Below are 5,271 nucleotides of genomic sequence, written 5' to 3'. Positions count from 1 at the left end.
GGACATACTCAGAATAGAGACGCTAACGCTGCACGAAACATACTTGAGATTGGACTCCGTACCGTGGGGCACACGGGAACGTTGATCGCCTCTGGAGATATCGACCTCTGCGTGGGTGAGGAAACTCCTCCAAGTAAGTCGAGTCGTAGAAAGAGGAAACCCAAAGAGTGATCTTTGGAATCTCCCGCTACACCCGCAAGGGTTAGCGGTGAGAGGATGTCAATAAAGTCAAAGCTGTTAAATCTTACTCTCTCAAGTTGGTACAACTATTAACTAAGATTTTAGACAAGTTAGGCGATCGCTACTCCCTTGCTCCATACTTACAAAAATTTGTCAATATATTTTATCAATGCTAATACAAAATGAAAGAGGCTGTAATTATGAATGCCCAAACAACAACCCAACTACCCATCCCCCCCCACTTTAACCCCGAAACAGTCGGCGCAGTTTGGCGCGTCCCTTATCAACAACGCGCCCCAGAAGCACAAGCATGGGCGAAAAAACACAACATCAAACCCGCATCTAAAGACAAAACTCGCATTTGCCTACTTCTAATCGATGTTCAAAACACTTTCTGCATCCCCGAATTTGAATTATTTGTGGGTGGCAAATCTGGTATGGGTGCAGTTGATGATAATGTGCGACTGTGTGAATTTATCTATCGCAACTTGGCAGTAATTACAAAGATTGTACCCACGCTGGATACCCACACAGCGATGCAAATTTTCCATCCGATTTTCTGGGTTAATGCCGCTGGTGAACATCCCATACCCGCTGCAACAAATATCATTCCAGCAGACATCGAAAAAGGAATTTGGAAAGTTAACCCTGGTGTTGCTTTCAGTTTGGGATGCGATTATGAATTTCTAGAAAAACATGCCTATCACTACGTTAAACAACTAACTCAAGACGGCAAATATCCGCTGACGGTTTGGCCTTATCATTCTATGTTGGGTGGAATTGGTCATGCTTTAGTTTCTGCGGTGGAGGAAGCGGTCTTTTTCCACTGTATAGCGCGTAATAGTCAAACTCAATTTGAAATTAAGGGTAATCATCCACTCACGGAAAACTATTCTGTTTTACGTCCAGAAGTTTTGGAAGGTTTTGATCGTCGCCCTATTGCTCAAAAGAATACAAGCTTGATTCAGCAGTTATTAGACTTTGATGCTGTGATCATAGCTGGACAAGCGAAAAGTCATTGTGTTGCCTGGACAGTCGATGATTTGTTAACAGAAATTCGGCAGGTAGATATTAATTTGGCGAAAAAAGTTTATCTACTGGAAGATTGCACTTCTCCTGTCGTTGTTCCGGGTGTGGTGGATTACACAAAAGCAGCGGATGCGGCGTTTGAAAGATTTGCCGATGCAGGAATGAAAATAGTTAAATCTACCCAAGAAATCAGCTTTTTCTAACGCAAAGGAACGCAGAGGAAAGCGCAGAGTATCGCAGAGGAAAGCTTCACGTCCTTCTGCGTTGAAGAAAATATTCTCATTGCTTCAAATGTTCTTTTGGATCTTTGGCAACCCAACCTAAGGATGAGCTAGAACGCATTTCAAAATGTAAATGGGGCTGATTTATAGTTGGTTGTCCAGTAGTACCGACAGTTCCCAGCAAGTCCCCTTGTTTGACTGGTTGACCAACTTTTACTTTGATACTGTCTAGCTGGGCGTAACGGCTTTGCAAGCCATCGCTGTGATTAACGATCACCAAGTTGCCGTAAGTACCTTGCTCACCTGCAAAAACTACTTTCCCTGGGGCGATCGCATTTACAGGTGTTCCTGGGGCGGCTAGCAAATCCATACCACTGTGAAAGAAAACTTCACCATTTTTGGGATTCAGTTGCCAGCCATAAGGAAACCCTACTTGTGCTAAAGTTGGCAATGGATATCCAGATAATTTAGGAGGATTGTTGGTAGGAGTAGAAGTAGAATTAGACGGTGTAGGCAAATTCCCGCGATCGCGTGATTGATTTGCTACCGGAATAAATGCTAATTGGGATGCTGGTTGACAACCATTCAACTCAAATAGTACATCAGGGCGAATTTTGTATTTCTCTGCCAGTTCTCGCCAAGTTTCACCGCGAGCCACTTGCACAATAAAGCCATTGTAGGGAGGAATCAGGATGCCGCTACCCACAGTCACCCTACCGTTTTTTAAAGCTGGATTTATGTCGATAATAGTTTTTGGAGCTAGATTGTAACGCTGGGCGATGCTCTCCAAAGTTTCGCCACGACCAACTTTGTGACGCTGAAAGCGTTCCAAGGCTGGAGTTGGGCAGTTAGATGCCTGTGCCAGTACAGGATTGGGGTGTGTGGATACTAGTCCTAGGGCAAAGATAAAGCCAGATAAAAATAATAGGCGATCGCTAACAGTCATGTATTTTAAGTGAAGCAAGAGTAAAGTACTCAATGCCAACACTTGGTGTATGGCGAGAGCATTTTTGCGATTCTAGCTAAATTTTATATTTTGTTTGAGGAACTAGCGAACAATAACCAGCGACTGGGTACTGTAGTTATATAGTAAGCAATCAATAAATCTAAAATCTAAAGTTCCCTAAAAGTTTACCGCCCTTTATATCAAATTTATTTATCCATTAGTCTACTACTTGATTACACTTAGAAATTAACACCTGCATTGCTGTGCCTTGAGCGTGATGATTATGAAATTATCGAAAAAACAACTGGCCGTTTATTTTTCATTAGTTGTGGGCGGCGGCATATTTGGCGGTAGTGCAGTGTTGTTTGCCAGTCCCTTTCTCCTGACACAGAAGCGCACGTTCCAGGAGTTAAAAAATGTGACGATGGGTTTGCCGCCAGAAACCGTAGTTAATAATTCTTTTGGAAAAAGTATCGAAGCAACTAGAGGTGATAGTGTCAATTTTATTGCCACCGCTGTCCAAAAAACCGGGCCAGCAGTAGTGCGAATTAATGCCACACGCAAAGTTGCAAATCCCATCTCAGAGGCTTTTAAAAATCCCCTCTTGCGTCGATTTTTTGGAGAAGATGAGCAACCAATTCCGCAAGAAAGGATTGAGCGCGGGACGGGATCGGGATTTGTTTTGAGCACAAATGGAGAAATTCTCACCAACGCTCATGTTGTCGCAAACACAGATACGGTACAAGTTACCCTCAAGGATGGCCGGACTTTTGAGGGAAAGGTGATGGGAGTCGATCCCATGACAGATGTAGCAGTAGTGAAAATTCCAGCTAAGCAATTGCCCACAGTGACAATGGGTAATTCACAAAATTTAATCCCAGGACAGTGGGCGATCGCGATTGGCAATCCTTTGGGTTTGGACAATACCGTCACTATCGGCATCATCAGTGCTACCGATCGTACTAGCGCTCAAGTTGGCGTACCAGATAAGCGAGTCAGCTTCATTCAAACTGACGCCGCTATTAACCCTGGTAACTCCGGGGGGCCTTTGTTAAATGACCAAGGCCAGGTAATTGGGGTAAATACTGCGATTCGTGCTGATGCTCAAGGGCTTGGTTTTGCGATTCCGATTGAAACTGCTGCCCGCATTGCTAAGGAACTTTTTACTAAAGGGCGTGTAGAACATCCCTTTTTAGGAGTTGAAATGGTAGACCTTTCTCCTACCAAAAAAAAGCAGATTAACCAAGAAAACAACCTCAACATTCAGCAAAATACTGGCGTTGCCATCAAGGGAGTCCTAGAAAAATCGCCAGCACAGCAGGCAGGACTGCGCCCTGGAGATGTGATTCACAAGTTTAACGGCAAACCAGTCAAAACTGCTGCCCAAGTACAGAAAATGGTGGAGTCCAGCAGCGTAGGTGATGTTTTGCAGATTGAAGTCAACCGCGATGGTAGAATTCAAACGTTTAAGGTGCAGTCAGGAGCTTATCCGAAAAAATAGTCAGTGTCCTTAGTCCTGTGTCCTTTGCAGTAAATGACAAATGACTAATGACTAATGACTAATGATTGTTAGCTAAATGATCTAACTGCATCCTTTGTTCCATCTGGCGTAAGAAATAGCCAGTCATCATTGCCGATGCTAAAAGACCAGCGAGATTGTCTCGATCTGTTGTAATTTGGACATTGAAATTTTCAGCTGGCAGCATCCCAACCAGCCCTTGGACATTTTGCGAAATAATTTGTTTAATTTCGGGGCTGACGGACTGAGCGACACTGGCCAAAACTTCTGGAGACTGATGTTGCAAATATTTGAGTAACTGATTGGGGTTTTCCTCAAAGCTGTCACTCAGATGCTGATGAGGGTGTTCTTCAAAATTGTCATTGAGAAAGTCAGGATCAAACACCATTGGCAATTTACTTTGGCGGAGTTGCTAATTCTACTCTAAACCATAGTATAAGGTTGCAACATATTTCCTTGGCTAGGAGTAGTATTCATCCAAAGTAGCAGTCAAAAGTCAAGAGTCAAGAGTTAGTGGTTAGTAGTTAGTGGTTAGTAGTTAGTAGTTATTTCTCCCCCTCTCCCATCTCCATTTTCAAGACAAATCTATTCTGGTTCTGATACTGATTCTAGTTTGAGTTCTAGTTGCCGCTGCTGTTGGTTGCTAGAGAATGGCGAGGGAAGTTGCTCGATTTGGAAATACTGATGAAATTTGGGTGTTACCTGTAGCGAGTAGGAGCGAGAATCATTATCTCGGCGTTTCTTGACAAAACCCAGTTCAACTAGTTCTTGAACGTGTTGATATGCTCCTGAACCACGTAGGTTAATCAAGTCGCTTTGCAGCATGGGGCCATTCAAGGCGATCGCTGCTAAAGTCCGCAACGCACCTACCCCTAATTCCACTGGTATGAGAGTTTGTACTAAGTCTTGAAAATCAGGCCTTAGTTGTAGACAATAGCCATTTGGAGTTTCTACTACCTCTAGGGCACTATCCCGACGGGCATAATCGTCAATTAACTCTATAATTCCTTCCTCAGCGGTAGCGCGATCGCACGCGGCATACTCAGCAATTTCGCTGATTGACAAGGGTTTCCCCTTCAAGTAAAGAATTGCTTCTATCTTAGTAGCTGCATTCATCGGTCATTAGTCATTAGTCATTGGTCATTAGTCATTCGTCACCCGTACAAATGACATAGACGCCCTCCGGGCGGCTGACCGTAGGGTAGGACAAATGACAAAGGACGAATTACAAATGTAAGGACTCAATATCAGAATTGGAAATAAAAGTCAAGAGTCAATGGTCAACAGTTAGTGGTTAGTGGTTAGTGGTTAGTGGTTAGTAGTTAGTGGTTAGTAGTTAGTGGTTAGTGGTTAGTAGTTAGTGGTTAGTGGTTAGT

At 43.5% G+C, this 5,271-nt stretch carries 5 protein-coding genes and 1 pseudogene; 3 read left to right on the top strand and 3 right to left on the bottom strand.

What is annotated here, in order from left to right; genetic code table 11:
• Positions 1-171, top strand: a pseudogene (locus HXY43_RS23095) (RNA-guided endonuclease TnpB family protein); the annotation flags it as partial.
• Positions 172-380: 209 nt separating this feature from the next.
• A complete protein-coding gene (locus tag HXY43_RS23090; protein WP_290888346.1) occupies positions 381-1,412 on the top strand; it encodes an isochorismatase in 1,032 nt (343 codons plus the stop codon).
• Between the two features lie 76 nt (positions 1,413-1,488).
• On the opposite strand, the gene HXY43_RS23085 is transcribed toward HXY43_RS23090, so the two are convergent.
• Entirely contained in the window at positions 1,489-2,376 is an 888-nt protein-coding gene (locus tag HXY43_RS23085; RefSeq protein WP_290888343.1) for a M23 family metallopeptidase, read from the bottom strand.
• Positions 2,377-2,659: 283 nt separating this feature from the next.
• Between HXY43_RS23085 and HXY43_RS23080 the strand changes: the two genes are divergently transcribed.
• A complete protein-coding gene (locus HXY43_RS23080; RefSeq protein ID WP_026736506.1) occupies positions 2,660-3,877 on the top strand; it encodes an HhoA/HhoB/HtrA family serine endopeptidase in 1,218 nt (405 codons plus the stop codon).
• Between the two features lie 58 nt (positions 3,878-3,935).
• Here HXY43_RS23080 and HXY43_RS23075 read toward each other — a convergent pair whose 3' ends face one another.
• Both HXY43_RS23075 and scpB read right to left on the bottom strand, forming a co-directional pair.
• On the bottom strand, positions 3,936-4,283 hold the full coding sequence (locus HXY43_RS23075) for a DUF760 domain-containing protein (protein ID WP_026736507.1): 348 nt from the start codon (positions 4,281-4,283) through the stop codon (positions 3,936-3,938).
• Positions 4,284-4,480: 197 nt separating this feature from the next.
• Positions 4,481-5,011, bottom strand: a complete 531-nt coding sequence (gene scpB / locus HXY43_RS23070) for an SMC-Scp complex subunit ScpB (RefSeq protein WP_026736508.1) — start codon at positions 5,009-5,011, stop codon at positions 4,481-4,483.
• Positions 5,012-5,271 lie beyond the last annotated feature (260 nt).

The sequence above is a fragment of the Fischerella sp. genome, assembly GCF_013388695.1.
Lineage (GTDB): Bacteria > Cyanobacteriota > Cyanobacteriia > Cyanobacteriales > Nostocaceae > PCC9605.
Note: the sequence above shows the minus strand (reverse complement) of the source record. Positions and strands in the feature narration are given on the sequence as shown.

Excerpts from the sequence above, each read along its gene's own strand:
- HXY43_RS23075 (WP_026736507.1), bottom strand. The coding sequence starts at position 4,283 with ATGGTGTTTGATCCTGACTTTCTCAATGACAATTTTGAAGAACACCCT.
- HXY43_RS23090 (WP_290888346.1), top strand. The coding sequence starts at position 381 with ATGAATGCCCAAACAACAACCCAACTACCCATCCCCCCCCACTTTAAC.
- scpB (WP_026736508.1), bottom strand. The coding sequence starts at position 5,011 with ATGAATGCAGCTACTAAGATAGAAGCAATTCTTTACTTGAAGGGGAAA.
- HXY43_RS23085 (WP_290888343.1), bottom strand. The coding sequence starts at position 2,376 with ATGACTGTTAGCGATCGCCTATTATTTTTATCTGGCTTTATCTTTGCC.
- HXY43_RS23080 (WP_026736506.1), top strand. The coding sequence starts at position 2,660 with ATGAAATTATCGAAAAAACAACTGGCCGTTTATTTTTCATTAGTTGTG.